Source organism: Achromobacter sp. T5-5 (assembly GCF_055397965.1).
The window spans coordinates 463,549-488,683 of the sequence record NZ_AP027919.1 but is presented as its reverse complement, the minus strand read 5'-3'; the positions used below and the strand labels follow the sequence as shown (position 1 = coordinate 488,683).

Annotated in this window: 21 protein-coding genes and 1 tRNA gene; 7 read left to right on the top strand and 15 right to left on the bottom strand. The window is 66.0% G+C overall.

The window, feature by feature from the left end:
* Nucleotides 1-9: 9 nt before the first annotated feature.
* The 8 genes from ACZ50Q_RS02265 to ACZ50Q_RS02230 form a co-directional block, all read right to left on the bottom strand.
* Nucleotides 10-1,347, bottom strand: coding sequence for an ABC transporter permease (locus ACZ50Q_RS02265; protein ID WP_092576391.1), 1,338 nt, complete (start codon nucleotides 1,345-1,347; stop codon nucleotides 10-12).
* Between the two features lie 7 nt (nucleotides 1,348-1,354).
* Entirely contained in the window at nucleotides 1,355-2,512 is a 1,158-nt protein-coding gene (locus ACZ50Q_RS02260; protein WP_076517499.1) for a polysaccharide biosynthesis/export family protein, read from the bottom strand.
* Between the two features lie 59 nt (nucleotides 2,513-2,571).
* On the bottom strand, nucleotides 2,572-4,629 hold the full coding sequence (locus tag ACZ50Q_RS02255; RefSeq protein ID WP_464080409.1) for a glycosyltransferase: 2,058 nt from the start codon (nucleotides 4,627-4,629) through the stop codon (nucleotides 2,572-2,574).
* Nucleotides 4,626-7,106, bottom strand: coding sequence for a hypothetical protein (locus ACZ50Q_RS02250; protein ID WP_464080408.1), 2,481 nt, complete (start codon nucleotides 7,104-7,106; stop codon nucleotides 4,626-4,628). The genes ACZ50Q_RS02255 and ACZ50Q_RS02250 overlap by 4 nt, the downstream gene beginning before the upstream one ends.
* Before the next feature lie 38 nt (nucleotides 7,107-7,144).
* A complete protein-coding gene (locus ACZ50Q_RS02245) occupies nucleotides 7,145-8,404 on the bottom strand; it encodes a nucleotide sugar dehydrogenase (protein ID WP_083714209.1) in 1,260 nt (419 codons plus the stop codon).
* A gap of 684 nt (nucleotides 8,405-9,088) precedes the next feature.
* Nucleotides 9,089-9,165: transfer RNA gene (locus ACZ50Q_RS02240), tRNA-Pro, on the bottom strand.
* 146 nt (nucleotides 9,166-9,311) lie between these two features.
* The gene (gene ispB, locus ACZ50Q_RS02235) at nucleotides 9,312-10,277 is read right to left on the bottom strand and encodes an octaprenyl diphosphate synthase (protein WP_076517504.1); all 966 of its coding nucleotides are present in this window, start codon (nucleotides 10,275-10,277) and stop codon (nucleotides 9,312-9,314) included.
* 180 nt (nucleotides 10,278-10,457) lie between these two features.
* Nucleotides 10,458-11,627 carry a fumarylacetoacetate hydrolase family protein gene (locus ACZ50Q_RS02230; RefSeq protein WP_464080407.1) on the bottom strand — a complete coding sequence of 390 codons (1,170 nt, stop codon included), beginning with the start codon at nucleotides 11,625-11,627 and terminating at the stop codon, nucleotides 10,458-10,460.
* Between the two features lie 141 nt (nucleotides 11,628-11,768).
* On the opposite strand from ACZ50Q_RS02230, the gene ACZ50Q_RS02225 reads away from it, so the two are divergent.
* From ACZ50Q_RS02225 to proB, 5 genes are all read left to right on the top strand, one after another.
* Nucleotides 11,769-12,527: an IclR family transcriptional regulator gene (locus tag ACZ50Q_RS02225; RefSeq protein ID WP_464080406.1), complete on the top strand. Its 759-nt coding sequence runs from the start codon at nucleotides 11,769-11,771 to the stop codon at nucleotides 12,525-12,527.
* Nucleotides 12,528-12,808: 281 nt separating this feature from the next.
* Nucleotides 12,809-13,120, top strand: coding sequence for a 50S ribosomal protein L21 (rplU, locus tag ACZ50Q_RS02220; RefSeq protein WP_006216228.1), 312 nt, complete (start codon nucleotides 12,809-12,811; stop codon nucleotides 13,118-13,120).
* A 34-nt stretch (nucleotides 13,121-13,154) separates the two neighbouring features.
* Nucleotides 13,155-13,415, top strand: a complete 261-nt coding sequence (gene rpmA, locus ACZ50Q_RS02215; protein WP_006389959.1) for a 50S ribosomal protein L27 — start codon at nucleotides 13,155-13,157, stop codon at nucleotides 13,413-13,415.
* Between the two features lie 199 nt (nucleotides 13,416-13,614).
* The gene (gene obgE, locus ACZ50Q_RS02210; RefSeq protein WP_464080405.1) at nucleotides 13,615-14,751 is read left to right on the top strand and encodes a GTPase ObgE; all 1,137 of its coding nucleotides are present in this window, start codon (nucleotides 13,615-13,617) and stop codon (nucleotides 14,749-14,751) included.
* A gap of 55 nt (nucleotides 14,752-14,806) precedes the next feature.
* Nucleotides 14,807-15,943, top strand: a complete 1,137-nt coding sequence (gene proB / locus ACZ50Q_RS02205) for a glutamate 5-kinase (protein ID WP_076517508.1) — start codon at nucleotides 14,807-14,809, stop codon at nucleotides 15,941-15,943.
* Here the strand turns inward: proB and ACZ50Q_RS02200 are convergent.
* Entirely contained in the window at nucleotides 15,940-16,659 is a 720-nt protein-coding gene (locus tag ACZ50Q_RS02200) for a winged helix-turn-helix domain-containing protein (protein ID WP_464080404.1), read from the bottom strand. The genes proB and ACZ50Q_RS02200 overlap by 4 nt on opposite strands.
* A 54-nt stretch (nucleotides 16,660-16,713) precedes the next feature.
* On the opposite strand from ACZ50Q_RS02200, the gene ACZ50Q_RS02195 reads away from it, so the two are divergent.
* Nucleotides 16,714-17,163: a helix-turn-helix transcriptional regulator gene (locus tag ACZ50Q_RS02195; RefSeq protein WP_175493077.1), complete on the top strand. Its 450-nt coding sequence runs from the start codon at nucleotides 16,714-16,716 to the stop codon at nucleotides 17,161-17,163.
* A gap of 72 nt (nucleotides 17,164-17,235) precedes the next feature.
* Here ACZ50Q_RS02195 and ACZ50Q_RS02190 read toward each other — a convergent pair whose 3' ends face one another.
* The gene (locus ACZ50Q_RS02190; RefSeq protein ID WP_464080403.1) at nucleotides 17,236-17,799 is read right to left on the bottom strand and encodes a SecDF P1 head subdomain-containing protein; all 564 of its coding nucleotides are present in this window, start codon (nucleotides 17,797-17,799) and stop codon (nucleotides 17,236-17,238) included.
* Between the two features lie 404 nt (nucleotides 17,800-18,203).
* On the opposite strand from ACZ50Q_RS02190, the gene thiC reads away from it, so the two are divergent.
* Entirely contained in the window at nucleotides 18,204-20,117 is a 1,914-nt protein-coding gene (gene thiC, locus ACZ50Q_RS02185) for a phosphomethylpyrimidine synthase ThiC (RefSeq protein WP_076517514.1), read from the top strand.
* 467 nt (nucleotides 20,118-20,584) lie between these two features.
* Here thiC and ACZ50Q_RS02180 read toward each other — a convergent pair whose 3' ends face one another.
* The 5 genes from ACZ50Q_RS02180 to ACZ50Q_RS02160 all read right to left on the bottom strand — a co-directional run bounded on the left by ACZ50Q_RS02180 (nucleotide 20,585) and on the right by ACZ50Q_RS02160 (nucleotide 25,016).
* Nucleotides 20,585-21,547, bottom strand: a complete 963-nt coding sequence (locus ACZ50Q_RS02180; protein ID WP_464080402.1) for a Bug family tripartite tricarboxylate transporter substrate binding protein — start codon at nucleotides 21,545-21,547, stop codon at nucleotides 20,585-20,587.
* Between the two features lie 88 nt (nucleotides 21,548-21,635).
* Complete coding sequence (locus ACZ50Q_RS02175) at nucleotides 21,636-22,352, bottom strand: 3-oxoacid CoA-transferase subunit B (RefSeq protein WP_092576418.1); 717 nt, start codon at nucleotides 22,350-22,352, stop codon at nucleotides 21,636-21,638.
* 1 nt (nucleotide 22,353) lies between these two features.
* Nucleotides 22,354-23,019 carry a 3-oxoacid CoA-transferase subunit A gene (locus ACZ50Q_RS02170; RefSeq protein ID WP_464080401.1) on the bottom strand — a complete coding sequence of 222 codons (666 nt, stop codon included), beginning with the start codon at nucleotides 23,017-23,019 and terminating at the stop codon, nucleotides 22,354-22,356.
* Nucleotides 23,020-23,988 carry a Bug family tripartite tricarboxylate transporter substrate binding protein gene (locus ACZ50Q_RS02165; RefSeq protein WP_464080400.1) on the bottom strand — a complete coding sequence of 323 codons (969 nt, stop codon included), beginning with the start codon at nucleotides 23,986-23,988 and terminating at the stop codon, nucleotides 23,020-23,022. It lies immediately after the preceding gene.
* A gap of 125 nt (nucleotides 23,989-24,113) precedes the next feature.
* Nucleotides 24,114-25,016 carry an NAD(P)/FAD-dependent oxidoreductase gene (locus tag ACZ50Q_RS02160; protein ID WP_464080399.1) on the bottom strand — a complete coding sequence of 301 codons (903 nt, stop codon included), beginning with the start codon at nucleotides 25,014-25,016 and terminating at the stop codon, nucleotides 24,114-24,116.
* Nucleotides 25,017-25,135 lie beyond the last annotated feature (119 nt).

Here is a 25,135-nt window from a genome sequence, read left to right as displayed (position 1 = left end):
CTTCTTGCCTCACATCGGCTGGACATTGGGACGGGCCAGGCGCTCGGCCACCAGGGCGATCACCATCATGAACACCAGCGAGGTCAGGAAATACCCCAGGCTGGCGTCGTGCGACTGGTACGCCTGGAAGTACGCCGAGCGCAACAGCTGCATGCCATGCGCCAGCGGCGACCACAGCAACCACGGCCGCAGTTGCTCCGGAAACTGCTCCGACACGAAAAAGACGGCGGCGAAGATCTGCAGGCCGCGCTCGATGATCGGCGCCAGCCGAAGAAAGAAGTGCCAGTACGTCGCAATCGACCCGAACAGCACGCCCATCGCGGCACCGGCAACCCCCATCAGCACGACGAAGGTGATAAAGCCGGCCCAACTCTTGGGCAGCGTGATGAGGCCGATCGCGTGGCCCGCGGTGATCAGCACCGCGAACACCACCAGGTACACCGAGACATAGATCATGGCCTGCACCAGCGCGCACATCAGCGGGGTGACGCCCTGGAAATTCAGCAGGCCGCGCGCGGAGACATACGCGGTGCTGCTCCGGAAGGCGATCTGGCGGAACATGATCCAGGTCGTCGCGCCCAGCAGCGAGAACGTCTGCACGTCCATGCCCAGGATGTAGTGCGTGCCCATCAGGATGTACAGCGACGAAATCAGCGTCAGCAGCACCACGGGCCCGACCAGCGCCCACACCAGCGCGATGCGGCTCTCGCCGTGCATCACGCGCAGCTGATAGATGAACATCGCCATCAGCGTGCGGCCGATCGGCCGGTGGCCGGCCGTATCCTGCGAATGCCCCTCGTGCAAGTGGCGCAGCCGGTCGCGCAGGATCGCCAGGTCGCCCGATTCACTTTGCGCGACCTCGATCTCCAGCGCGATGTCGTTGCGCGACGCATGACGCCGCGCTTCGCGTGCCTCGTCCTGCTTGCGCCGCTCCACGCGGCGCGCATGCGCGGCCGCCAGCCGCTCGTCCTCGGCCACCAGCTTGGCCGGCACGTAGCCCGGCGCGAACACTTCCACGCCCGCGCGGATGTCCTGCTCCAGCAGCCGAACGATGATGCGCAGGCGGCGGCGGGAGAAGTCGGCCACGGTCTCATCGACCTTGCCGCGCTCGATCTCCGCTTCCAGCTCCGCCTGCACGGCCTCGTACACCGCCCGCCGCGCCGCCACGGAATCGTGCGGCTCGCCCTGCAGGCGGGCAAGCAGCGGCTTGAACAGGACCGCCGGCGGCGCCTTGGCCTCGAACAGCGCGGCCGGATCCAGCCGCCAGTTGGCGACGCCGGACCCCACCGTGTAGTTGCTTGCTTTCCGGCGCGAGCGCCAGCCCTTGATCCGGTCCTCGTTACTCATGGACACGCTATTGGGAAACGCCGGTCGAACTTCCGCCCGAATCGCTGTCGATGGCTCGCGTGGCGCTGAAGCCGGCGCTCATCGTGACGCGGAAGGCCGACAGCACCTTCTGCACCTGCGTGAACGGCGCATCCGAGATATAGATGGCCTGTCCTTCATGAACCGTGAACTCGCGCGCCAGCGCCACCTGCTCCGGTCGCGTGAGGTCAAACTGGTAAACCACGGGCAGCATGTCCGGCTTGCCCTCGGCCCCGGCCTTCGCGGGCGTGAACAGGAACACCGAACGCGGATCGGCCAGCTTGTCGTCCAGGCCGCGGGAATCGGCCAGCGCGTCCAGCACGCTGTAGTTGCGCTTGCTGATCTCAACCCGGCCTTGCTGGCCGGCCGCGCCCAGCACGGTCAGGAATTCCTTGGCATCGTAGGCGGTGATGACATCGCCCGAGCGCAGCAGGATGTCGTTGTTCTGGTTGCGGTAGATGTCCGCCAGCCGCACCGAGGCCACCTGGTTGTCGCGGCGCAGGCTGATGATGAGCTGCTCGGGATTCGTCTGCACCGGCGCGGCCTGCGCCAGCGCGCTGCTCAGGCGCTGGGCGGTCTGCGTGATGGGATACATGCCCGGCTTGGTCAGGTTGCCCTGCACCGTCACCATCTGTCCGCGCGCGTCGGCCGCGCGCGTGACGCTGACGTCGGCGCCAACCACGAGCTTGCTCAAGCGCGCCACGATGGCGTCATGCAATTGCCCCAGCGTCATGCCCTGGGCCCGGAACTTGCCGATGATCGGAAACGTGATGTTGCCGGCGCTGTCGATGTCCTGGTTGCCCAGGTCGCTCACGCCGGACGGATCCGCGGCGAACACGCCCAGTCCGCCGCGTTCCCACACTTTCACGTTGATGCCGTCGCCCGGCACGAGCTTGTCGAATCCCGCCTGTGTCAGGTCGCGATAACGCACGGGAAAATCGGCCACCTCGGGAACCCTGCTCTTTTGCGCGAGTTCGCGCGACACGGGCATCACGATGACATCCTTGTCATCGTGAGCGCCGGTCATTTCGCTGAGCATCGGGCCGGACCGTGGGAGCTGGCAACCCGAGAGTGTCAGCGCTGCAAGCAGCAGCATGGCAAGCGTCGCGTAGCGCCGCGCGCCCAGGGCCGGGACGTTCATTAGCATAGGTTCCTTCAGCTTCAACACTATAAAAAAGAGCGACTGCGTGTCACGGTGTCACGGTGTCACGCCAGCATCCGGCGCTTGGGCGCCACGTCGATGCGCTCGTCGTTGTCGGACTCGGTCATGGCGGGCATGCAGATGCTCATGAACTTGGTGAGCATCGCGTCCAGCGAGAACAGCTTCTGCGCCCGCTGGCGGCTATTTGCCCGCATGTCCGCATTGCTGCGCACCTGGTCCACCATGTTCAGGACCTTCTCGCATGCCTCGTGCATGTCGGGATGATCCACGCAGCTGAGCAGGTGGCCCGTCTCGTCCTCGACAAAGCACTCTTCCGCGCCGCCGGCCGGCGTGGAAATCACCGGCACGCCCAGCAACTGCGCCTCGATCAGCACATTCGGCAGGCCTTCGTAGCGCGACAGCAGCACGCTAGCGTCCATCTTCGAATACCAGAAGCCCACGTGATTCGACAGCCCCACCAGCAACAGGCGTTCCAGCACGTCGTGCTCTAGCGCCAGCGCCTCGATGTTCTCGCGCAGGCGTCCGTCGCCCACGAGGAAAAAGCGCGCCTGCGGCCGCTCTTTCAGGTAAAGCGCGGCCAACTTGATGAAGAGCTGCGGACGCTTGTCCGGCTCCAGGCGGAACACGCCGCCGATCGTTTCCGTGGCGTCCTTGGTGCGCTCGTGGAAGGCTTCCCATTTTTCCTTGTCGGCGTCCGACGCATCGGTCGCCAGGTCGGGCACGCCGTTGTACAGGATGTGGAAGCGCGCGAGCGGCAGGTCCAGCCACTCGGCATACGCTTCAGCGGCCTTGCGGCTGTTGCTGACGAACACCACGCCCGGCACCTGAGCCAAGGCCTGGAACAGCTCCGGATACTCTTCGCGGAAACGGTCCTTGCGGATGTTCGGCGGCAGGCCGCGGAACACCAGGTGGATCGTCGGCGTGCCGGCCAGCAGCGCGGCCAGCGCGCCAAAGAGGCACGTGCCGTCCTGCCACAGGCTCACCACGTCGAACCGGTTGGCGCGCAACACCGGCGCCAGCCGCGTCACGCCGTAGTGAACCGGCGGGGGCAGTTGTTCCAGCCGGCGGCCCAGGTTGCCTTCGGGCACGGACTGGTGCGCCACCGAGATCGCCGGCAGGCGGTTGATCTCCGTGACCGGAATCTGCGCCTTGGTGAGCACCGGCAGGAAGAAGTCGTCCTGCTTCTTGGGCGACCCGGACGGCTCGGTGTGCTGCTTGACCAGCACTTCGACCTTCTTGGGCCGCATCAGGATGTCGGGCGGCTGCAGTTCCGGCGACGCCGCCAGACGGGTCAGCTCGCCCGCCAGGCGGGTCAGCTGGCGCTCGGCGCCGCCGGGTCCCAGGCTGCCGGTGACCAGCGCCACCGACACCGGCTTTTCCGGCGCGTTCTCCGCGATCTTGCGATTGCGAAAGTGCAGGATCGCGTGCTTCATCGACACGATGCGCACGTCCTTGCCCGCCAGCCCCTCTTCAGATTCGAAGCGCTGATAGAACGCGTAGTCACTGGCCAGCCCCTCGGCCAGTTCGGCCGCCTTGCTCCCCGGCGTCAGGTGCTTGGCGACGGGCGCGATCGCGTCCCACGCGTCGGCCAGCAGCCCGCGCTTGCGCAGGCGCTTGGCGAACTCCACGCGCATGTTGCGATCCGTGTGCTGCGAGATCAGACGCCGGAACAGCGCGTCGGACTGCTCGTGCGCGCGGATGTCGCTCAGCAGCTTGGCCCGCGAGAACAGGCGGTCCGGATTCGTCGTATCGGGCGGCAGGTGACGGTCGACCAGCGCCATGGCTTCGTCCAGGTGCCGTTCCTTCACCAGCCGCGTCGCGCAATAGCGCACGATCTGCAGGTCATCCGGGCATTCCTCGAGCAAGGTCGCCCATTGCTCGGCCATGCCCTCGTTCAGGCCCGCCGACTCCTGCAGGCGAAGCAGGAGAAAGCGGACCTTCGAGTCCTCCATGTGATCGCGGGCCAGCGCCTTGGCCCGCGCCAGGTTTTCCTGAGCGACTTGAACCCGCCCCGATGCCGCAACGATTTCCTCCAACTGCGCTTGAACTTGCTGAAGATCGGACTTGGCGTCCGCTCGCTCGGTAATCAGAGGAGGATTCATGCCGCCTTTCTCCGGTTGAGCTTCTCGATCCAGACAAGGCAGCGCTCGATGTAGTGGTCGTACTGCGACGGGTTCTCGGAACGCTCCTGCAGTTGCTTCCAGTACGGCAGGGCCTGCTCGAAGCGATGCAGACGCATGGCGCCGACCGCGGCCAGGCGCAGGCCGATGGGATCGTCAGGCACGAGCGACACGATGCGTTCGCCCAGCGCCAGGCGCTCGGTCGTGCTGGACGGTTCCAGGCCGCGCGCTTCGGCGTACAGATAGGCCAGGATGCGGCGCTTTTCGTGCTCCACTTCCGGCATGCCAGGCCACGACTGCGCCACGCGATCCAGCAGCCTCCACGCGGCCTGATGCTCGCCGTTGGACAGAAGCTCGCGGGCGCCGCGGATGGCGCGCGGTCCAAGCCGGCCCAACTGGCGCTCGGCCTCGTCCTTGGCGCTCTGGTCTGCGCCCGGGTGGGCCAGCACGTCCTTGTACGCGTCGATGGCTTCACCGAACCAGCCGCCATTGAAGGCCACGCGCGCAAAGTGCAGCTTGGCGCTGAACGGCGCGGCCTCGCCCGTGGCAGCCACTTCCAGGTGGCGCATCGCCGTCTTCTTGTCGCCCAGCGCATCGGCTGCGCGGCCACGCATGGCGTGCAGCTCGGGGAAGTCCACGTTGGTGTCGATGGCCAGGTTGGTCAGGTCGATCACTTCCTTGTGGTTGCCGGCCACCAGCGCGGCACGCACGCCCAGGCGCATGGCACGTTCGAACGCGCGCTGTGCCCGTGCGCCAGCCAGCGCGTCGGGGTTGAGCAGCCGGTGCGCGCAGATGCGTTCGGCCGCGTCGCGCAGGCGTCCTTCCTCCAGCGCGCGGTTGCCTTCCTCGGCCCAGGTCGCGGACTGCGCCTGCAGCCATTCGCCGATGGGCTCTTGCTCGCTCTTGGCCAGGCCGCACGAGGCCGCCAGCGTCGCCGCGGCCATGATGCAACCGCGCCACGAGGCTTCCTTGACCAGTTCCAGCGCGGCGCCGTCGTCCAGCGAAGGATGCTCGGTCGCCAGCTCGCGCAGCGCCTCGCGGTCGCCCGCCAGCAGGCGGTCGCGCCACAGCACCGCGAAACCGCGGCCGTAGCTCGGGATCGCCGCGCGGACCTCTTGGACCCAGCGGATGGCCGCTTCCATGTCGCCGCCCGTCTGCAGCAGCGAAAGCACCGTGTCCGCGGCTTCCACCGCCATCGCGTCGTCCGCGTCGCTGATGCGGAACAACTGCTTCCAGTTGCCCAGGCTTTCCTCCACGTACCCCAGGTGACCCGCGGATACCGCCGCGATGCGCACGATTTCCGGCGTTTCGATCTCATCGCCCAGCAGGCCGGCCGCAAGCGAGTACGCCACGTCATAGCGGCCCAGCTTGAACTGGTTGCGCATCAGGATCTGTTCGGCCTTGCTGCCCGAGGCCAGGGCGCCATCGGCGGTGCCCAGGAGCGCGAGCGAGCCTTCGTAGTCGCCCAGCTCTTCCTGGAAGCGCGCAAAGAGCAGTACGTGGTCCTGCAGCCCGGGAAAGCGGCGCAGCACGTCGCGCACGCGGCGCGAGGCCTCGCGCAGCTCGCCCGATTCCCAGAGCTTCTCGATGCGCTCGGCGCTGTCTTCGGCGCCCAGCTTGGGCGCGGAGGGTTGCGGCGTCGCGGAGCCCATCCGCGGGCGGATGAAATTCTTGAACCAGTCGGTATAGAGGCGCTCGGCAAAGACCGGGGTGTAGTGAGTCAGGTCCAGTCCGCCGTTTTCCATCGCGTCGGCCTGGCCGATCTTGTTCATCAGCGGCGTCGGGTCGTAGCAAGGCACGCCGATGCGCTGGGCGGCGGCGGTGATCGCGGATATCAACTGCTGGCGCTGTTCGATGGGCACGTTGTCCGGCGTGTGGGCGTTGACGTGCGTGACGAAGACGACCTTGTCGCGGCCCAGCAGCTCGACGAGCTGGCGCATCTCTTGCTCGATCTCCTCGTCCGTCTGGTCGCGCTTGACGATGCGGGCCAGCAGGTCGCGGTCGTCCGGGCTCAGGCTCTTGAAGACCGGATCCTGATCGAGCAGCGCGCGGCGCTCAGCCAGGCGCTCGGCCGAGGCCATCGACCAGAACGAGCGGGTGCGCGCACGGTCGGCGAAGAACTCACTGAAATAGCGGCCCAGGTAATTGGACTGGATGGGATAGCCGTCGATCGCCAGCAGCTTGCGCGAGGACAGTTCGACCATGTACAGGTCGGCCGGCTTGTGCGTACCGTTGCGGGCCTGTTCGCCATTCGAGGGCCGGAAGATCAGGCGCTGGACGTCGGCGGGGATGTCGCCCTGGCCGAACATGAAGCGGGCCTGCTGGAGCGCTTCGGCGGCCGTGTGCACGAAGCCGTAGTTGCGGCCCAGTTGCAGCTTGATGGGGTAGCGTCCCACGGCATCGCGCAGCGGCGTGTGGATGCGGCAGGTTCCTATCGGAGCAATGGTAAATGCAGTCATTCAGGGTCTCTCCTGGATTGATGGATTGCGCGCCTGAACTAGAGCGTCCAGTACAAGAGGTCGGCCGGAAGCCGTTTGGCATCCAGGACGGACTTCAAGTCGCACACCATGCCGCCGTTCTTGACCAGTTGCGGCAGGTCTTCCCAGATGGTTTCCATGGTTTCGCGGTGCGGCACCGCCAGGATCAGGACGTCCATGTCGCGGAACTGATCGCGCTCGACGAGCTTGATGCCGTACTCGTGCTCCATCTGCTCCTGATCGACCATGGGATCGCACGCGATCGGGGTGATGCCGTATTGGCCCAGGGCGTTGTAAAGATCGACGATCTTCGAGTTGCGGATGTCGGGCACGTTCTCCTTGAACGTCATGCCCAGGATGCCGACGCGGGTGGACGCGTTCAGGCGGCCGTTGCGGGCCAGGGTCTGCACCACGCGCGACGCGACGTGGGCGGCCATGCCGTCATTGATCCGGCGGCCCGACAGGATGACTTCGGGGTGATAGCCCAGTTCCTGGGCCTTGGACGTCAGGTAGTAAGGATCGACGCCGATGCAGTGCCCGCCCACCAGCCCGGGCGTGAACTTCAGGAAATTCCACTTGGTGCCGGCGGCGGCCAGGACTTCCGACGTACGGATGCCGACCAGGTCGCAGATCTTCGACATTTCGTTCATGAGCGCGATGTTGATGTCGCGCTGCGTGTTTTCCAGCACCTTCGCCGCCTCGGCGACTTTGATGGAGGAAGCGCGGTGCACGCCCGCGTCGATGATCTGCTCGTAGACGCCGGCGATGACGTCCAGCGATTCGGCGTCCTGGCCGGAAACGATCTTGACGATTTTCTCCAGCGGGTGTTCGCGGTCGCCCGGGTTGATGCGCTCGGGGCTGTAACCCAGCTTGAAATCGACACCGCAGCGCAGGCCGGACACTTTTTCAAGCTCGGGGCCGCAGATTTCCTCGGTGGCGCCGGGGTGGACGGTCGATTCGAATACCACGATGCATCCGGGACGCAGCACCGGGCCGATCGATTGGCATGCCCGCACCAGCAGGGAAAAATCGGGGTTGTTTTTCTCGTCGACGGGCGTCGGAACGGCAACCACGAAAAAGTCGCACCCTTCCAGTTCCGATATCTTGTCGGTGAACTGCATCGGGGAAGCCAGCAATACGTCGCGCTCGATCTCGCCGGTCCAGTCATCACCCTCTTTCAGCCGTGCGATTCTCCGCTTGTCCACATCAAAACCGATGACATCAAAGCGCCTGGAAAATGCCACTGCCACGGGCAGGCCGACATATCCAAGGCCACACACTGCGATTCTCTTTACCACGGGGGACCTCACTGTTTTCGTCGTGTCGCAGACACTAGAAATCGACGCCCGCCGACAAACGAAATCGACATGAAATCGAAATACGTTTGCCGTATCAGGGCGGACATATTGCTGGGATTTATTACAACTCGATACCTAAACAGGCATGCCAAGTTTCGAGCCAACGAATCGTAGATGGGCAGAACAGCAAACTTTTTTCTAAAAATTATTATTGCTGTGGAAATGAGTCAGACCGGCCCGTAATAAACCCGGGAATTCCCTCAAAGAATTACATTCATTACACAAACTGCAACACTGGATCCGGGCTTAATTGTGAGCAAATATTAAAAGTCGTTTTTCTTGTTCCGGTTTAACCAAACTGAAAAAACGCATAATCCATTTCCGAGGTTATTTATTTATCGCTCGGGGCAATATGAAACCTTCCGGACACGATCTGGAAATGTTCCGGAAATGCTCTGGAAATGCTGTGGAAATGTTTTCAGGTGCATTTTTTTGGGCGGCGTTTTTCTGAATTTCGCTTTCAACAGCAATCAACAGCAATCGCCATGCCGCTGCGCCCATTTTGCGTCCGAAGGCCCAAACGCAAAAAAGCCGGTACGCTTGCGCGATACCGGCTTTCAGCCAAAGGTGTCGGGAAACACCTTCAAGAATTCGACCACAGATAAGTGGTCGGGGCGAGAGGATTCGAACCTCCGACTCCTGCGTCCCGAACGCAGTACTCTACCAGGCTGAGCTACGCCCCGATTTTTACTACTTGCTCTTTCAAGCTACATACCGCGGCGCTCAGTACCGTCGGAACGTTTTTACTGCTGTTGCTTTTTACTGCTGCTTTCCGCAGTTGCGTTCTACCGCCACTGCTTTTCGCTTTGAAGTTTCGCTGCCGTTTTGGTCAACGATCTCTATTCACCGCGAAAGCGCAGAATTCTAACAGAGAATTTTGAAAAGGGGAAATGGGGTAGATCGAAAGGGCTTGGCGGGCCAGGTCAGCCTCGGCCACGGCGGCCAGGCGGGCGTGTTCCAGGGCGTCCGTGGCCTGGATGGCGGCGGCCACGGCGGCGAAGTCGGCGTCGCCCGTCTTGATGGCGTCGCGGATCAGTTGCTGCTGCTCGGGCGTACCGACTTCCATGACGCGGATCAGCGGCAGGGTCGGCTTGCCTTCGCGCAGGTCGTCGCCGACGTTCTTGCCCAGGGCGGCGGCGTCGCCGCTGTAGTCGAGGACGTCATCGACCAACTGGAACGCGGTGCCCACGTGGCGGCCATAGGCGGCCGCTGCGGCCTCCTGCTCGGGGGTTGCGCCCGCCAGCACCGCGCCGACCTGGGCGGCGGCCTCGAACAGCTTGGCGGTCTTGTAGCGCACGACCTGCAGGTAGCGCTCCTGGGACACGTCCGGATCGTGCACGTTCAGGAGCTGCAGCACTTCGCCCTCGGCGATCACCGTGGTGGCTTCGGACAGGATGCTCATGATGCGCATCGAGTCGGCCTCGACCATCATCTCGAACGACCGCGAATACAGATAGTCGCCCACCAGCACGCTGGCCGCGTTGCCGAATACGGCATTGGCGGTTTCGCGGCCGCGGCGCAGGTCCGATTCGTCCACGACGTCGTCGTGCAGCAGCGTGGCCGTGTGGATGAATTCCACCACGGCGGCCAGAAGCTGGTGATGCGTGCCTTCGTACCCCAGGGCGCGCGCCACCATCAGCACCATGGCCGGGCGCATGCGCTTGCCGCCGGCCCCAATGATGTAGTCGCCGATCGTGCGGATCAGGACCACATCGGAATTCAGCCGCTCGCGGATAACCGCGTCGACGGCTTTCATATCGTCAGCAATGGGGGCAATGAGCGCGGGGAGATTCAAGACGTATCCGACAAGTGTGAAGCGAGCCGCGTGACGGCTCTTACCGCTGGGCCCGCCAGCGGTCGGCGGGGGATTCGACCACGGATTATACGGGGAGTGCGTGGGAAATCCGGGCACGCCCGCCACGCACGGCAGGGCCCGCCGCCGCGCGCCCTGTCCGGGTCGGATCCGCTGGCCGGATCAGCGCCCGTGGGGCAGCAGGCCGCGCGCCGCCAGATTGGCGTAGAGGGCGCGCACCCCGAAAGTCCAGGGCGGGATGGCGCTGGTCGATTGCACCTCGTTGACCAACGCGCCCAGGCGCTCCGAGGCGATGACGACGCGGTCGCCCGGCAGATGGGTGAAGCCCGTGCCGGGGCCCTTGCGGTCCTTGGTCGGTGAAAACATGGTGCCCAGGAACAGCATGAAGCCGTCGGGATACTGGTGGTGGGCGCCGCAGGTCTGGCGCACGAGATCCAGCGGGTCGCGGCTGATTTCGCGCATGTGGCTGACGCCGTCCAGCTCAAAACCGTCCGGGCCTTCAATACGCAGAGACACGTCGGCCTGCCGCACGCTGTCCAGCGTGAAGTCGCCGTCGAACAGCCGGATGAACGGGCCGATGGCGCACGAACCGTTGTTGTCCTTGGCCTTGGTCAGCAGCAGCGCGCTGCGGCCTTCGATGTCGCGCAGGTTCACGTCGTTGCCCAGGGTGGCGCCGGCCACCTCGCCCCGGCTGTCGACAGCCAGCACGATCTCCGGCTCCGGGTTGTTCCACAAGGACTCGGGCAACACGCCGATACGCGCGCCAAACCCCACCGAGGCCATGGGCGGCGTCTTGGAAAAGACTTCGGCGTCGGGGCCGATGCCGACCTCCAGGTATTGGGACCACTGGCCGGCCTCGACCAGTTGCGCTTTCAGGCGATTGGCCTCGGGCGATCCGGGACGCAGCCGGGACAGGTCGGAGCCGATCAGCCCCTGCATCCGTACGCGGATCTCTTCCGCGCGACTGGCATCGCCGCCGGCTTCTTCTTCGATCAGGCGTTCCAGCAGGCTGATCGCGAAGGTGACGCCCGCCGCCTTCACCGGCTGCAGGTCGCAGGGCGCCAGCAGGCGCGGCCCTTCCTGGCCCTGCAGGGTGGCGGACATCAGCGCGCGCACGTCGCCCAGGGATTCGCCCCTGGCCTCGCGCGCCAGCGCCACGCGGTCGGGGCGGTCCAGCAGGTCCGACACCGTGGGCGCCATGGCGGTGATGTCCATCACCTCGCCGTCCCGCACCAGGACCACGCTGGGCCCATTCACCGGGCCGGGCCGCCAGACGCGGCCCACCAGCAAGGCCTGGGACAGATCGGCCGGCAGCATATTGTGTTCGTTCATGACGTCTCCTCGCTTGCTTATATAGGCTTAATAGGTCATCGCCATGGTGGCGGATCCACTGCTGCGGGCCAGTCTAGGGGACTTCATTTATCATGTCCAATATCTTGTTTTTTGGTCCAATATATTGGAATCCCAGCCGCCATGGCCAACGATTACGACGTCCCCGCCGTCCGGCGCACGCATGACATCCTGCGGGTTTTGTCCAGCCGCCCCACGCCCGTGAAGGCTGCGGAACTGGCGCAAGCCTGCCAGCTGCCCAAGAGCACGCTGTACCTGCTGCTCGATTGCCTGGAACAGCGCCGCTGGATCGAGCGCCAGGAGGGCGGCTACATCATCGGACTCGAACTGATGGCGCTCGGGTCCGCCTACCTGCGCCACGACGGATTGCAGGCCGCCTTTCACCAGGCCGCCAGCGCGTTCGTGGGCCGCTGCAACGAGGTCGTGCAACTGGCCGCGCTGGACGGCTTTGACGTGGTCTACCTCGCGCGGGAAGACGCGCGCCGGCCGGTACGGCTGGTGTCCGACCTGGGCCTGCGGCTGCCCGCGCATGCCTGCGCGCTGGGCAAGGCGCTGCTGGCCAGCCTGCCGCCCGAGGAGCTGGCCGCCCGCCTGCCCCAGACCCTGCCCCGCGTGACGGACCGCACGATTGCCGACGCGGCGCGCCTGCATCGCGAACTGGACGCCGTGCGCCGGCAGGGCCTGGCCGAGGACCAGGAGGAAGTCGCCGCCGGCCTCGTGTGCTACGCGGCCTTTGTCGGCGTCACGCCGCTGGGCAAACGCGTGGCGGTCAGCACGTCCATCCCCGCCGACCGCCTGGACGACGCCCACCGCCGCGAAGCCACGGAGGGCATCCGCCGCGTGGCGCGCGACATCGCCCTGCGCGTGATCCCGGGCGCGTGAAGCCTCGACGCCACACCTAAGCCCTTAGCCTGCAACAGCTTTTTGACTTTCGGAAAGTCCCGGGCTAATATCTCGGATTCGGTCAGCAATGGCCGAATTACGTCGGTTGTTTACGCAAGCTACTTGCAAGCCATTTGGCGAAACGGTGCCCAGATTCTCTGAGCCCAACGCGCTTTGAGTCCATCTCATTGAGCCCGCCATTTGAGCCCGCCAAGACGGCATCCATGCCCAGCAGGGCTGGCAGCGTGAACGAACCCATTTACCTATTTAAGGAACACCCCATGTACGCGGTCGTAAAAACCGGTGGCAAGCAGTATCGCGTTGCCGCTGGCGAAAAACTCAAGATAGAACAGATACCGGCTGACATTGGGCAAGAAATCACCCTGGACCAAGTGCTGTCCGTGGGCGAAGGCGACCAACTGAAAGTTGGCACGCCCCTCGTCTCCGGCGCCGTGGTCAAGGCAACGGTTCTTGCGCAAGGCCGCCACGACAAGGTCAAGATCTTCAAGATGCGCCGTCGCAAGCACTATCAGAAGCGTCAGGGCCACCGTCAGAACTACACCGAAATCCGCATCGAAGCCATCACGGCTTAAGAAGCGACTCGGTACCACTTAGCAGGAGCTAAACATGGCACAGAAAAAGGGCGGCGGCTCTACGCGGAACGGACGCGACTCAGAATCGAAGCGTCTGGGCGTCAAGGCATTCGGCGGCGAATTGATTCCCGCTGGTTCGATCATCGTGCGTCAGCGCGGCACTCGCTTCCACGCTGGCGTGAACGTCGGCATGGGCAAGGACCACACCCTGTTCGCGCTGGTCGACGGCAAGGTTCAATTCGGCTTCAAGGGCGCGTTGAACAAGCAGACCGTTTCGATCGTCGCTGCCGAGTAATCGGATAGCAGCCCGCGGACGGCAAGTCCGCGGACGCATACGGTCAGGGACGCGGTCCGCCGCGTTTCCGAACGGCAAAAGCCCTGTCGCGTGCGGCAGGGCTTTTTTGTTTTAAGGCAATGGGCGAGTAAGCTCTCCCATGCCCCCCGGCGGCGCCCGAATCGGGCATCCGCCCTCACCCACTACACGCGCAAACACCATGAAATTCGTAGACGAAGCCACCATTGAAGTGGTCGCCGGCAAAGGCGGCAATGGCGTGGCGAGCTTTCGCCGCGAAAAATTCATTCCCAGAGGCGGCCCCGACGGCGGCGACGGCGGACGCGGCGGCACCATCTATGCGGTGGCGGATCGCAACATCAACACGCTGATCGACTACCGCTACGCGCGCCTGCACCGCGCCAAGAACGGCGAAAACGGCCGCGGCTCGGACCAATACGGCGCAGCCGCCCCCGACATCACCCTGCGCGTGCCGGTGGGCACGGTCATCCATGACGCCGAGACCGGCGAAGTCCTGTTCGACCTGAGCACCCACGACCAGAAGGTCGTGCTGGCCGCCGGCGGCCAGGGCGGCATGGGCAACATCCACTTCAAGTCCAGCGTGAACCGTGCACCCAAGCAATGGACGCCGGGCAAGGAAGGCGAACACCGCTACCTGCGCATGGAACTGAAGGTGCTGGCCGACGTGGGCCTGCTTGGCCTGCCCAACGCCGGCAAGTCGACGCTGATCACGCGCATTTCCAACGCGAAGCCCAAGATCGCCGACTATCCCTTCACCACGTTGCATCCCAATCTGGGCGTGGTGCGCACGTCGCCGTCGCGCAGCTTCGTCGTGGCGGACATTCCCGGCCTGATCGAAGGCGCCTCCGAGGGCGCGGGCCTGGGCCACCTGTTCCTGCGCCATCTGGCGCGCACGCGCGTGCTGCTGCACCTGGTGGACGTGTCCACGCCCGACCCGGACGCCGATCCGGTCGAGCAGGCCGTGGCCGACGCGCGGGCCATCGTCGAGGAATTGCGCCGCTACGACCCCGAGCTGGCTGCCAAGCCGCGCTGGCTGGTGCTCAACAAGCTGGACATGGTGCCCGATCCCGAGGACACCAAGCGCCGCTTCATCGAGCTCTATGACTGGAAGGGGCCGGTATTCGGCATCTCCGGGCTGTCGGGCGAAGGCACGCAGGACCTGATCTACGCGCTGCAGGACTACCTGGACGCCGAACGCGAGAAAGAACAGCTTGCGCAGGACCAGGCCGATGGCAGCTACGTGGCGCCGGACCCGCGCTTTGACGACAAGCGCACCGACGCCGACAAGCCCGCCGCGCCGCGCGGCGACGACGAATAAGCCATAATCGCAGTCCCTACGATTACGCTTTTTTTCGCCGCAGCCGGCCGCCATCATGTCTGCTGAATCACCCGTCGTTTCCGTCGTCACCCACGCCCAGCGCATCGTCGCCAAAGTCGGCTCGTCGCTGGTCACCAACGAAGGCCGAGGCCTGGACCGCGCCGCCGTCGCGCACTGGGCCGCGCAGATCGCCGCCCTGCACAAGCAGGGCAAGCAGATCGTGCTGGTTTCCAGCGGCGCCATCGCGGAAGGCATGGCGCGCCTGGGCTGGCGCAAGCGCCCGTCCGTCATGCACGAACTGCAGGCCGCGGCGGCCGTGGGCCAGATGGGACTGTGCCAGGCCTACGAGGCCGCCTTTGCCGAGCACGGGCTGCGCACCGCGCAGATCCTGCTGACGCACGAGGACCTGGCCGACCGCCACCGTTACCTGAACGCGCGCAGCACCCTGTTTGCGCTGCTGCGGTTGGGCGTGGTGCCGATCGTGAACGAAAACGACACGGTGGTCACCGACGAAATCCGGCTGGGCGACAACGACACGCTGGGCGCCCTGGTCACCAACCTGATCGAAGCCGACACGCTGGTCATCCTGACCGACCAGCGCGGGCTCTACGATTCCGACCCGCGCAAGAATCCGCAGGCCACGTTCATGTCGCACGCCCAGGCGGGCGATCCGGCGCTGGAAGCGATGGCCGGCGGCGCGGGCAGCGGCATCGGCACCGGCGGCATGCTCACGAAGGTGCTGGCCGCCAAGCGCGCGGCGCACAGCGGCGCGCACACCGTCATCGCGTCGGGCCGCGAGCGCAACGTGCTGACGCGGCTGGCCCAGGGCGAGTGCATCGGCAGCGAACTGCGTGCGGTGCTGCCGGTGTGGTCGGCGCGCAAGCAGTGGATGGCCGACCACCTGCGGTTGCGCGGGCGCGTCGTGCTGGATGACGGCGCGGTGCAGGCGCTGCTGCGCGAAGGCAAGAGCCTTCTGCCGATCGGCGTCACCGACGTGGAAGGCGAGTTCGGCCGCGGCGACGTCGTGGCCTGCGTGGACAGCCAGGGCCATGAATGCGCCCGGGGCCTGATCAATTATTCGTCTGCCGACACGCGCCGCATCCTGCGCCAGCCGTCGTCGCAGATCGCGCGCATCCTGGGCAGCATGACCGAACCCGAGCTCATGCACCGGGACAATCTGGTCGTGCTCTAGCCCTTGTCCGCCCCGGCCGGCGTCCTGGCGACGCCCTGGGGCAGCAGGATGTACCCCCACCCCCGCACCGCCAGCACAGGCAGTTCGATGTTGAACCGGCGCGCCTTGCTGCGCAGCCGCGACACGACCACGTCCACCCGGCGCGCACCGTCCAGCGGATCGCCCGCGGCGCCAGGAAAGAAGCTTTCGCGATGCAGGCAGTGGCCCGGCGCATTGAACAGCCGTACGAGGATGGCGCGCTCGCGCACGGTGAGCGGCAGACGCTCGCCGGCAGGACCGACCAGCACGCGTGCGGGCGCGACAACGCGCCATGCGCACATGCCGCGCCGCGCCCGCCGGTACAGGCTGCGCAGCAGGGCATCCCATTCCAGCGGCTCGGTGGTGGCCGGCGCGCACGCGTCGACCCCCGCGTCCAGGGCGGCCGCCCGCTCGGCCGCGGACGCGCCGCAGGCCTGCCACACCACCGAAGCGCCCGGCGCGACGCGGCGCAATCCGACGATGAGCTCGGGCATGGCCGCGCAGGGCCCCCGCAACACGAGGAGGTCGGCGGGGTGGCGCGGCAGGGTTTCCTGCAGCGCCGCCAGCGAGTCGAAGACGCGGACGTCCCACCGGAACTGACGCAGCGCAGCGGCAAGATTCTTGCCGGCTATTTCATCAGATTGCACGACGAATACGACGCCCCGCTCCAGCATGAAGTTGCCCTTGCCAGTTATCACCTAAGTAATACTTATAGCCACCAAAGTGACAGATCAGCAAGCTTCAATCGCCTTGTGAAAACATTCTCAGACCGACTGAAGCACGCGCGTCTTTTACGTGGCCACACGCAGAAGGCGCTCGCGCGTCTGGTGCGCATCTCCCAAAGTGCAATCGGCAGCTACGAAAGCGGTTTGCGGCATTCCAGCCGATCCGCGCGCAAGCTGGCGCAGGTGCTGAAGGTTGAGGTCGAATGGCTGGAAACCGGCAAGGGTCCCATGGAGCTTCCCATGGACGGCTACGACCTGAGCAACACGCTGCCGGTATCGGGCGTGGCCGAATCGGCGCCGCGTCCCGGCGGCCGGCCCCGTCCGATGGCGCCCTGGCCCTACCCCAATATCTCGCCTTCGCAGTTTGAGTCGCTTACGCCGGAAGACCGCGCGATGCTGGAGGCGCTGACGCAGACCTTTATCGAAACGACCTTGCTTAGGCGCGGCATCAAGCCGCGGGGCCGCAAGCCCGGCTGATCGCGCCGCGCGCAAGTGGCACCCCTGGACGAAAAAAAACCCGGCAAGCCGGGCTTTTTTGCGTGGCCCCGATCAGGGCTTGGCGGCGGGCGCCGGGGCGGCGCCACCGGCCGCGGGAGGCGTGACCGCATCGCCGCGGATGCGCGCGGCGATTTCGGAGGCGGCCTGGGCGGACGGCACGCCGAATGCCAGCACGCCGCGGTTGAGCGGTTCGCCGATGAGCGGGGCCGCAACCAGTTCCTGGTCGATCACCAGGGCAAGCACGCTGCCGACGTTGGCGGTGCTGACCGCGGTGAGCTTGCGCGTGCCGGCCTCGGAGAAGCGCAGGCCCACGAAGTTCTGACCCTGGCGATCCACCAGCGCAGCGGCGTCGGTCAGGTCGGCGCGGGTAAGGACGGGCGTTTCCTGAAGATAGAGCTTGCCGTCGGGCAGGTTGACTTCACGCAGGCCGGGGCCGGGTTCGCGCTTGGCCAGGTAGAAATCCACGCGCGTCGCGGTGGCGGGGGCCGTCGATTGCTGGCCCGCCTGGGGAGTGGCCGCGGCGTCGGACGTCTTAGTCGGGGCGGTCTTGCAACCCGCTAGCGCCAATGTCACGACTACGAGGGCGGGCGCCAATGTGCGTAGGTTCAGTTGCATGCTCGATTCCTTCTTAAGTGGGCTGATGCCGGACGGTAAGACTCTAAGACTGTACACGCGGCGTGTGGAAAAAAGTGTACCGAACCTGAATGACAGTGTCTGCCGAGACTGAATCCAAATGTAAAGCAGTAATACCAGCATGCTTGGCGGCACGCTTTCCGCGCCGATTCGCGCCGGGCGGAACGCAGTACGCAGGTTGATGGATGCACGGCGTCGTCTTCGCTCTATACTTCGCGTTCACGCAGGGGTACTCGTCCCGCTCTTCAGGCGGCGACGTGTTGAGAGAGTCCCTTCGTACCAGTACGGATAATGCCGATGCTGGGAGCGTATTCCCGCCACGCGTCTTCGCACGCCCAGGCGGGAGTCCATCCCGATCGGCTCCAACCACTCGCTTGGAGCTTTCCATGAACGCCAATCCCAAATTCCTGGCCGCCACCGCCGAAGTCGACGCGGCGGCCGTCGCACCGCTGCCCAAATCCCGCCGCGTGTATGAAGTGGGCTCGCGCCCCGACATCCGCGTGCCGTTCCGCGAGATCGAGCAAGACGACACGCCGACGATGTTCGGCGGAGAGAAGAATCCGCCGTTGACGGTGTACGACTGTAGCGGTCCCTACACGGACCCCGAGGTCAAGATCGACATCCGCCGCGGCCTGCCGGCATTGCGCCGCGCGTGGATCGAGGAACGCGGCGACACCGAGGTGCTGGCCGGCCCGACCAGCGACTACGGCAAGTCGCGCCTGACCGATCCGAAGCTGACGGCGATGCGCTTTGACCTGCAGCGCCCCCCGCGCCGCGCGAAGTCCGGCGCGAACGTGTCGCAGATGCACTATGCGCGACGCGGCATCATCACGCCGGAAATGGAATTCGTGGCGATCCGCGAAAGCCTGCGCCGCGAACACTATCTGCAGACGTTGCGCGACAGCGGCCCCGACGGCGAGAAGATGGTCAAGCGCCTGCTGCGCCAGCATCCGGGCCAATCTTTCGGCGCATCCATTCCCGCCGCCATCACGCCGGAATTCGTGCGCGCCGAGATTGCGCGCGGCCGCGCGATCATCCCGGCCAACATCAATCACCCGGAAGTGGAGCCGATGGCGATCGGCCGCAATTTTCTGGTGAAGATCAACGCGAACATCGGCAATTCCGCGGTCAGCTCAGGCATTGGCGAGGAGGTGGAGAAGATGACGTGGGCCATCCGCTGGGGCGGCGACACGGTGATGGACTTGTCCACCGGCAAGCATATCCACGAGACCCGCGAATGGATCATCCGCAATTCGCCAGTGCCGATCGGCACGGTGCCGATCTATCAGGCGCTGGAGAAGGTGGACGGCAAGGCGGAGGATCTGACCTGGGAGATTTTCCGCGACACGCTGATCGAGCAGGCCGAGCAAGGCGTGGACTATTTCACGATCCACGCGGGCGTGCGGCTGCCGTTCATCCCGATGACTGCGGACCGCATGACCGGCATCGTCTCGCGCGGCGGCTCGATCATGGCGAAGTGGTGCCTGGCGCACCACAAGGAGAGCTTCCTGTATGAACGCTTTGAAGAGATCTGCGAGATCATGAAGGCGTACGACGTGAGCTTTTCGCTGGGCGACGGGCTGCGGCCGGGCTCGGGCTATGACGCGAACGACGAGGCGCAATTCGCCGAGCTGAAGACGCTGGGCGAACTGACGCAGGTGGCCTGGAAGCACGATGTGCAGGTGATGATCGAAGGCCCGGGCCATGTGCCGATGCAGATGATCAAGGAGAACATGGATCTGCAGCTGGAGCATTGCCACGAGGCGCCGTTCTACACGCTGGGGCCGCTGACGACGGACATCGCGCCGGGCTACGACCACATCACCTCGGGCATTGGCGCGGCGTTGATCGGCTGGTATGGCACGGCGATGCTCTGCTATGTGACGCCCAAGGAACATCTGGGCCTGCCGAACAAGAAAGACGTCAAGGACGGCATCATCACGTACAAGATCGCGGCGCATGCGGCCGACCTGGCCAAGGGTCACCCGGGCGCGGCGATCCGCGACAACGCGTTGTCGAAGGCGCGCTTCGAGTTCCGCTGGGATGACCAGTTCAACCTTGGGCTGGATCCGGACACCGCCAAGGAGTTCCACGACGAGACCCTGCCGAAGGACTCGATGAAGGTGGCGCACTTCTGCTCGATGTGCGGGCCGCATTTCTGCAGCATGAAGATCACGCAGGATGTGCGGGACTATGCGGCGGCGCAGGGCGTCAGCGAGAAAGAGGCGTTGCAGAAGGGGATGCAGGAGAAGTCGGTGGAGTTTGTGCGGAAAGGGAGTGAGGTTTATCAGCGGCAGTGATTTTTTTGAGGGGCTTTGTTTGGGGCTATTTTTTGGCTTCGGATTGCGTTCTTGCGACGCCCGGCGCGGCGTGGGCCTGGGGTGAGCGGGGCTCCGGTTGCGGTCCGGAGCCTTCGCTCCGGACTGCCCCATCCTCATCCTCGTCCTCGCCTTCGGCGACTCCTTCGGATTCCGTCGGGCGCACCTGAACGCCCCGCCCACCCCAGGCCCACGCCACACCGGGCTTTGGTGGTTTCAGCTTTGCGGGCGCTGGGGCGGGTGGGGTTCTTTAGGTTCTTGCCTGCGCTGGTTGGGGGTTGGAGCGTCTTGCGGGGCCCGCCCCCGGCCGGCCGCGCGGGCGGCCTTTGGGGGCTTACGCGGGGTCTTGCGTCGTTGCTATGACGCTTCGCGTGTAGGTGGGCTGCGTTCTGGGTTTTTTTGGGGCGGAGTCTTACATTCGCGCGGCAATGTCGACAGCGCGTTAGCCCTCAATTCACCTTGGCCCCGGAAACTTCAACCGCTTTCTTCCAAGCGCCCAGTTCGCGGTCGATGTGAGCGCCGAATTCCTCGGGCGTGGATCCGACCACTTCGTAACCGTATCCCGATAGCTGCTGTTTCACCGTCGGCGCGGTCACCGCCTGGGCGATTCCCTTGCTCAAGGCGTCGACGACCGACTTTGGGGTGCCCGCGGGCGCCAATATCCCGTACCAGCCATTCACGACGAAGCCGGGCACGCTCTCGGCCACGGTCGGAACATTCGGCAGCAGGGGCGAGCGATGTTCGCCGGTGACGGCGATGGCTTTGAGCTTGCCGGCCTGCACTTGCGGGAGCGACGTCGAAATGCTGTCGAACATCAGTGACACTTCGCCGCCGAGCAGCGCGACGACGGCGGGGCCGCTGCCTTTGTAGGGCACGTGCATCATGTCGGCGCCTGTCTGGTGCTTGAACATTTCCGCGGCCAGGTGGCTGGTGTTGCCGTTGCCGGCCGAGGCGAAGCTGAGCTTGCCGGGGTGGCTTTTGCCGTAGGCGATGAGTTCGGGAATGGTGTCGGCGGGCGTGGCCAAGGGCGCGGCGACGAGCATGGGCAGGGTGGCGACCAGGGAGACTGGTGCGAAGTCCTTGCGCGTGTCGTAGGGCAGCGAGGGGTACAGGCTGGGGTTGATGGCGTGGGCAGCCAGCACCATCAGCACGGTGTAGCCGTCGGGCTTGGCGCGCGCGAGCTGGGCCGAGGCGATGGCGCCGCCGGCGCCCGGCTTGTATTCCAGGACGACCGGCTGGCCCCATTTCTTCTGGAGCTCGGCGCCCAGCGGCCGCGCGAGCATGTCGGCGCTGCCGCCCGGCGGATAGGGAATGAGCAGCGTGATCGGCTTGTCGGGATAGCCCTGCGCGGCGTGCGCCGCCCCCAGGCACAGCAGGCTTGCCGATACGGCGGCCAGGAACGATCGGATCATGGAGACTCCTTTGCCCGGGACCGGGCGCAAGATTTCGGGCGCGGCGGGAATCGCCGGCGTCCTGTATCACCGCATTCGGAGCCCGGCATCAGCCATCGCCGCCCCCGGATTCGTATCGCGGCACCCCGGCCCCATCGACCACGATGGTGCGCGGCGCGGCCGGAAAGCCAAGCGGGGCGCCGGTAACCGAGCGCAGGAAGTCTTCGCTGATGCCTGCCTTCATGGCATGCACCTGCAGGCCCGTGGGCGTGACGTCGATGACGGCAAGGTCGGTGTAGACGCGCGACACGACGCCCCGGCCGGTCAGCGGATAGGTGCATTGCCTGAGCAGCTTGGGCGTGCCGTCGCGGCCGCGGTGTTCCATGGTGACGAGCACCTGCTTGGCGCCCACGGCCAGGTCCATGGCGCCGCCCACGGCGGGGATGGCGTCGGCGGCGTCGGTTTTCCAGTTGGCCAGGTCGCCCCGCTCCGATACCTGGAAGGCGCCGAGCACGGCGTAGTCGAGATGGCCGCCGCGCATCATGGCGAACGAGATGGTGTGTTCGGTGATGGACGCGCCTTGCAGCAAGGTGATGGGCTGGCGGCTGGCGTTGATGAGGTCGGGGTCCGTCTGCTCGCCGGCGGCGGCGGGGCCCATGCCTAGGATGCCGTTTTCGCTGTGCAGGAGGATTTCGCGGTCCGGCGGCAGGTAGTCGCCGACGAGCGTGGGCATGCCGATCCCCAGGTTGACGATGGCGCCGTCGGGGATGTCGCTGGCCAGCAGTTGCGCGATCTGTTGACGGGTCAATCCGATGATGTCCTGCATGTCAGGCCTCCACGCGCACGACGGATTTCACGAAGATGCCCTGCGTCATGATCTGTTCCGGCACGAGGGAACCCAGCGGCACGATTTCGTCGACCTGCGCGATGGCGTGCCGGGCGGCCATGCACATCACGGGATTGAAGTTGCGCGCGGCATGGCGGTACATCAGGTTGCCCCAGCGGTCGCCCAGGTGCGCACGGATGAGGGCGTAGTCGCCGCGCAGGGGCTGCTCCAGCACGTAGCCGACGCCGTCGATGATTTCCTGCCGGCGGCCTTGCGCCAGTTCCGTGCCGTAGCCCGTGGGCGTGTAGAACGGGCCGAGTCCGGCGCCCGCGGCGCGCAGCCGCTCGGCCAGGGTGCCTTGCGGCACGCATTCCAGCTCGACCTCGCCGGCCCGGTAGGCGCGTGCGAAGGCCTCGGAGTTGGGCGGGCGCGGGTGCGAGCAGATGATTTTTTTGACCTGCTTGCGTATCAGCAGCGCGGCGATGCCACGTTCAAACGTGCCGGCGTTGTTGGAGATGATGGTGAGGTCGCGCCGGCCCAGATCGGCCAGGCATTGCAGCAATTCGTAGGGCACGCCCGCTTCGCCGAAGCCGCCCACCAGCACCGAGGCGCCGTCCGGAATGACTGCCACGGCCTGCGCCATGGACGCTTTAATCTTGTCGATCACTCATTGCTCCTGCGCAAGGCCCGCGGCGTCCACGATGCTTTTCCAGCGGCCGCGTTCCTGGTCGATGAAGGCCGCGAACTCCGCGGGCGTGTTGCCGCCGGCCTGGCCGCCCATGGCCCTGAAGCGTTCGCTGATTTCGGGACTGCGCACGACGTCGCGCGTGGCGGCGTAGAGCGTGTCGATGACGTCGGGCGGCGTGCCGGCGGGCGCGACCAGTCCGAACCAGGCGGTGACGACCATGTCTTTCACGCCGGCTTCGGCCATGGTCGGCACGTCAGGCAGTTCCGCCAGGCGCTGGGCGCTGGTGACGGCCAGCGCGCGCAGCTTGCCGGACTGGATGTACGGCATGGAGCTGGGCAGGTTGTCGATCATGAACGTGAATTGCTGGCCCAGCAGCGCGGCGACGGCGGGACCGGCGCCCTTGTAGGCCACGTGGGTGCCGGGAATGCCGGCGCGCTGCTTGAACATTTCGGCGGACAGGTGCGGCGACTGGCCGGCGCCGGAGCTGCCGAACGACACCTTGGAGGGATCCTGCCGGACCTGCGCCAGCAGCTCCGCCACGCTGCGGGACGGCGAGGCCGCGTTCACGACGAGCACGTTGGGCACCGAGATCACCAGCGTCACCGGCGAGAAGTCGGCGGGCTTGTAGGGCAGCGTCTTGTACAGCGCGTAGTTGATGGCGTTGGGGCCGATGTTGCCCATCAGCAGCGTGTAGCCGTCGGGCCGGGCGCGCGCCAGCGCCTGCGCGCCGATGATGCCCGCGGCGCCCGCCCGGTTCTCCACGATGACCTGCTGGCCCAGCTTGGCGGACAGCTTGTCGGCGATGAGCCGCGCCGAGATGTCGGTGGTGCCGCCGGGCGCGGCCGGGATGATGAGGGTGATGGGCCGTTCAGGCCAGGCCGCCTGGGCCGGATTCGCCATGGCGATCGCCACCGCGCCGGCTGCCAGCCAGCGATGCGCACACATCATGCTTGTCTCCCTGCGTGACCATTGATTGGTCAACTAATGCGCATGAGTGTGGGCGCGGCGCGGACAAATGCCTATTCTGGAATCCGGAGGTGTGGCTTCGCGTGGGCTGAAGATCAGCGCAAACCCTAGGCGCCCGCGCGCTCCCAGCGCCGCTGGATGGCCTTGGCCGCCACCACCCCGTCCGCCATGGACGTGACCACGCAGGGGTGCATGCGGTGCGCGACCTCGCCGATCGCGTAGATGTCCGGCACGCTGGTCTCGGCGGTGGCGAAGTCGGTGCGGATGTAGCCGCGCTCGTCGCGCGCCAGCCGCAGGTCGTCGGCGAACGCGGCCTGCGGTTCCCAGCCGTAAAAGACCAGGATCAGGTCGTATTGCCTTCCGTCCACGCTGCGGGCAGCCGGGTCCACCTTGTAGGGGCCGATGTGCACGCCTTCGACGCCCGCGCGCGTGACCCATTGCTGCTGGGCCCGGACGCTGCGGGCGTAAAGATGTACGGTGCGCGCGCCCCGGTTGCGCACGTAGACGTAGTTTTCGAAGGCGTTGTCGCCCCCGCCCAGCACGGCCACGGACAGGCCCGAATAGTCCTGCGCCACGATGGGCGAGCCCGGGCCGATCAGCACGCCGGGCCAGGACGAGCCGGCGGGGTGGTCGGGCAGGCCCTTCGCGCGCACGCCCGACGCAATGACCAGGGTGCGCGCGCGGGCCAGGCTGGTTTGCCCGGCCGGACCCGCCAGCGTGGCCTCGATGCCGCCCTTGCAGGGCCGCACGCCGGTGACGCGGGTTTCCAGGCGGATGGGCACGTTGGCGGCGCGCACGCTGGTGTCGATGTTGGCCGCGACCTGCTGGCCCGTCACGCCGGGCAAGACGGCGATCCAGTCGTCGGCGAACGGATTGTCATTGCCCAGGCCGCCCAGGCGGGCGCTGGCCTCGACCAGCAGCGGGGACAGACCCAGCCGGGCCAGCCACAGGGCGCAGGAGGCGCCGGCCGGGCCGCCGCCTACAATGACCGAATCGTGCATCTGTTGCATTTCACCCCTTATTGACAGCGCCGGCGCCTCGCGGGCGCCCGGACATGGCCGGATTGTAGCCAGCGCGCCCCCCTGTCCCGCCGCCGCCTTACAATTCCGGCTATTCCACCCAGGTTTTC

Coding starts and splice junctions, on each gene's coding strand:
- ACZ50Q_RS02265 (WP_092576391.1), bottom strand. CDS start 1,347: ATGAGTAACGAGGACCGGATCAAGGGCTGGCGCTCGCGCCGGAAAGCA.
- ACZ50Q_RS02260 (WP_076517499.1), bottom strand. CDS start 2,512: ATGCTAATGAACGTCCCGGCCCTGGGCGCGCGGCGCTACGCGACGCTT.
- ACZ50Q_RS02255 (WP_464080409.1), bottom strand. CDS start 4,629: ATGAATCCTCCTCTGATTACCGAGCGAGCGGACGCCAAGTCCGATCTT.
- ACZ50Q_RS02250 (WP_464080408.1), bottom strand. CDS start 7,106: ATGACTGCATTTACCATTGCTCCGATAGGAACCTGCCGCATCCACACG.
- ACZ50Q_RS02230 (WP_464080407.1), bottom strand. CDS start 11,627: ATGAACGAACACAATATGCTGCCGGCCGATCTGTCCCAGGCCTTGCTG.
- ACZ50Q_RS02225 (WP_464080406.1), top strand. CDS start 11,769: ATGGCCAACGATTACGACGTCCCCGCCGTCCGGCGCACGCATGACATC.
- rplU (WP_006216228.1), top strand. CDS start 12,809: ATGTACGCGGTCGTAAAAACCGGTGGCAAGCAGTATCGCGTTGCCGCT.
- rpmA (WP_006389959.1), top strand. CDS start 13,155: ATGGCACAGAAAAAGGGCGGCGGCTCTACGCGGAACGGACGCGACTCA.
- obgE (WP_464080405.1), top strand. CDS start 13,615: ATGAAATTCGTAGACGAAGCCACCATTGAAGTGGTCGCCGGCAAAGGC.
- proB (WP_076517508.1), top strand. CDS start 14,807: ATGTCTGCTGAATCACCCGTCGTTTCCGTCGTCACCCACGCCCAGCGC.
- ACZ50Q_RS02190 (WP_464080403.1), bottom strand. CDS start 17,799: ATGCAACTGAACCTACGCACATTGGCGCCCGCCCTCGTAGTCGTGACA.
- thiC (WP_076517514.1), top strand. CDS start 18,204: ATGAACGCCAATCCCAAATTCCTGGCCGCCACCGCCGAAGTCGACGCG.
- ACZ50Q_RS02180 (WP_464080402.1), bottom strand. CDS start 21,547: ATGATCCGATCGTTCCTGGCCGCCGTATCGGCAAGCCTGCTGTGCCTG.
- ACZ50Q_RS02175 (WP_092576418.1), bottom strand. CDS start 22,352: ATGCAGGACATCATCGGATTGACCCGTCAACAGATCGCGCAACTGCTG.
- ACZ50Q_RS02165 (WP_464080400.1), bottom strand. CDS start 23,988: ATGATGTGTGCGCATCGCTGGCTGGCAGCCGGCGCGGTGGCGATCGCC.
- ACZ50Q_RS02160 (WP_464080399.1), bottom strand. CDS start 25,016: ATGCAACAGATGCACGATTCGGTCATTGTAGGCGGCGGCCCGGCCGGC.